The sequence below is a fragment of the Ruoffia sp. FAM 20857 genome, assembly GCF_045528645.1.
Classification (GTDB): Bacteria; Bacillota; Bacilli; order Lactobacillales; family Aerococcaceae; genus Ruoffia; species Ruoffia halotolerans.
The window spans coordinates 1-2,700 of record NZ_JBGQRB010000091.1; the positions used below are offsets into that span (position 1 = coordinate 1).

The 2,700-nt window shown below is 38.9% G+C and carries 2 protein-coding genes, 2 rRNA genes and 1 pseudogene; 1 reads left to right on the top strand and 4 read right to left on the bottom strand.

Annotated elements, in window-relative coordinates; genetic code table 11:
- Positions 1-114, top strand: a pseudogene (locus ACEN4N_RS11260) (IS30 family transposase); the annotation flags it as partial.
- A gap of 15 nt (positions 115-129) precedes the next feature.
- On the opposite strand, the gene ACEN4N_RS11265 reads toward ACEN4N_RS11260, so the two are convergent.
- The 4 genes from ACEN4N_RS11265 to ACEN4N_RS11280 all read right to left on the bottom strand — a co-directional run.
- Positions 130-810 carry a M20/M25/M40 family metallo-hydrolase gene (locus tag ACEN4N_RS11265; protein ID WP_407094253.1) on the bottom strand — a complete coding sequence of 227 codons (681 nt, stop codon included), beginning with the start codon at positions 808-810 and terminating at the stop codon, positions 130-132.
- A gap of 238 nt (positions 811-1,048) precedes the next feature.
- Positions 1,049-2,248 (bottom strand): tRNA epoxyqueuosine(34) reductase QueG, encoded by a 1,200-nt coding sequence (gene queG / locus ACEN4N_RS11270; protein ID WP_407094254.1) that lies wholly within the window; start codon positions 2,246-2,248, stop codon positions 1,049-1,051.
- Positions 2,249-2,335: 87 nt separating this feature from the next.
- Positions 2,336-2,451, bottom strand: a 5S ribosomal RNA gene (gene rrf / locus ACEN4N_RS11275).
- A gap of 87 nt (positions 2,452-2,538) precedes the next feature.
- Positions 2,539-2,700, bottom strand: a 23S ribosomal RNA gene (locus ACEN4N_RS11280); the annotation flags it as partial.

Below are 2,700 nucleotides of genomic sequence, written 5' to 3' on the forward strand. Positions count from 1 at the left end.
TCATCGATTGCACACAAACGGAACACGATTCCACGGAAATCCTTACACTACCGAACACCGTTGGAAGTATTTTTGAGTTACTTAGATGAAGCAGTTTTGTCTAGCTTAATTTGACAAATCAAATATATTTTAATTTAAATAATCCAATGCTACTTTTACAAATGCCGCTGTCGCCATATAGAATAGTGATTCGTTCACATCAAACTTCACGGGTTGGTGTACGTGGAACTGGCCTTTAATATTAGATGGATTTGATAAGAAGAGGAAAGTCCCGGGTGCTTCATATAGATAGTACGCGTAGTCTTCACCGCCCATTAATGGCTCTTCAACTTCAACTAAATGACCTGATAAAATTTCTTCTAGCGAGTTCACAACTTCAGTTGTCACTTGCGCGTCATTAGTCACAGGTGGATATTTATAGTCGTAGGTCACGACACCTTCTACATCCAATGTTGCACCAATTCCGCGCGCAGTTTGTTCAATCTTCCTATCTAAAGGCACCTTTATCTTACTGAACAACTCCGTGTTAAAGCGTAAAGCAATCGCCTTTACAATTCCTTCCCCTGGATTGTTCACAAAATCTGCTTTCAATTGTATCATAATAATTAAAACGATGGTGAAACAACCTATAACAACCGCAATAAGTTGCCAAAGAAAGTGTTTCAACTCAAAATTTTGAATCTTCGGTCTCCAAAAATCTACTGAAACTCTTAATACAAACGACACATTTATTTGAAAATATTGCAACAAAGGAAAGCTCTTTCCAAGTAAAATGACTTGGGAAATAACTAATATAATATTAAAAATCATGGTCAATTCACCAAATGATAGTGGGTCGAGCTCATTCAACACTAAAGGAATTAATGTGAGCGCAGACGTACTTAAATTGGCATGAGCAACTAAATTAATGCCTAAACCCATTATTATAAAACTTAATTGTAAATATAACATAGATATAAAAATTGACTGCTTTTCAAAGTGTAACCCCTTCCATTTCATTATAATAATAAAGATACATCTCACTAATTGAAAGATGTATCTTCATGGCTTACATATTTGTTCTAAGTATATCTAACGCTTTATTAAATTCTGAAATTGTTTCTGCTTCATCTTCTTTTTCACGCATCTCTTCTAAGAACAATATTAATTCTTGATTCGGTGATTCTTCAGTTATCTTAGCAATTGCCCACGCTGCTGTCCCGCGAATCATTGGACGAGGATCTGTCTCGATTACTTGCAGTAACTTAGGTATCGCAGACTTTTCACGGTAATTGGCTAAAGCAATAATCGCATTTCTCTGAAGTGGTTTCTTACCACGCCATGATCCGGCCATTTTGCCAAAGCTCTCTTTAAATTCACGGTTTGATATATCCAATAAGGGTTCAAGTACTGGATTTGTTAGTTCTGGGTCAGGTTCCATTTCCTCATGATGGTGCGTATTTATTCCGCGATTATATGGACAAACAACTTGGCAAATATCACATCCGTAAATAACGCGACCCATCTTCTTCCGGAATTCTTCTGGCATATATCCTTTAGTCTGTGTCTGATATGAGAGACAGACTTGGGCATTAATACGACCGTCCCCAAGTAAAGCACCTGTAGGACATGCATCAATACACTTCATGCAATCGCCACAACCAAAAGGTACTTCTTCATCCGCTTCAAAATCAATATTCGTAATGATTTCACCTAAGTACACAAATGAACCGAACTCTTCAGTAATCAACAAGCCATTGCGCCCTATAAAGCCAAGCCCTGCCCGCTGAGCAACCGCAACGTCAACGAGTTCTCCAGTATCCACCATCGGTTTAAAATCAACTGAACCAATATTCTCCTCATCTGCGGCTTCTTTAATGTAGGCAATGAGCTTATTCATTCGGTCATTGAGAATATGATGGTAATCCGTTCCCCACGACGCACGCGCAAACTCACCTCTAGGTTTACCTTTCTCTGACCGTGGCTTCTTCATGCGAGAGGGATATGCTAAAGCAATCGCAATAATTGACTTTGGTTGTTCAAAAATCTTCTCAGGATAAATTCTTTCTTCAATGTTCTTATGTTCAAAGCCAGAATTATGTTCTGCAGCTCTTTGCTGCTTCAAGCGATCTTCTAAAGTATAAAATGGCTCCGCATGTGTAAAACCAATCTTATCAATCCCGAGTTCTTCAGCTTTTAACTTAATCTTTTCCTTTAGTTGTTGGTTCAAATCAGTCACCTCCACAAATCGACTCCTAATGTTAATCATATTATATCATCTGACCAATATATTAGAAGGAAAATATCTAAACAAAAAAAGAACAGAACCCTCGGGCTCTGCTCTCAATTAAACAATGCATGGCAACGACCTACTCTCACAGGACCAAAGGTCCAACTACCATCGGCGCTAAGAAGCTTAACTGCTGTGTTCGGCATGGGAACAGGTGTGTCCTTCTTGCTACCATCACCACACATTGTCTGTATATAAGTAATCTCTTAGATCACTCAAAACTGAATATCAACCTTATATTTTCTTACCTGCTAAACCTGAATTGGTTCGTGGTTAAGTCCTCGACCGATTAGTACTCGTCCGCTCCGTACATTACTGCACTTCCACTTCGAGCCTATCTACCTGATCGTCTTTCAGGGGTCTTACTCACTTGCGTGATGGGAAATCTTATCTTGAAGCTGGCTTCGCGCTTAGATGCTTTCAGCGCTTAT

Bases quoted from the DNA above. Each gene is read 5' to 3' on its own strand.
- ACEN4N_RS11265 (WP_407094253.1), bottom strand. From the start codon at position 810: ATGATTTTTAATATTATATTAGTTATTTCCCAAGTCATTTTACTTGGA.
- queG (WP_407094254.1), bottom strand. From the start codon at position 2,248: ATGATTAACATTAGGAGTCGATTTGTGGAGGTGACTGATTTGAACCAA.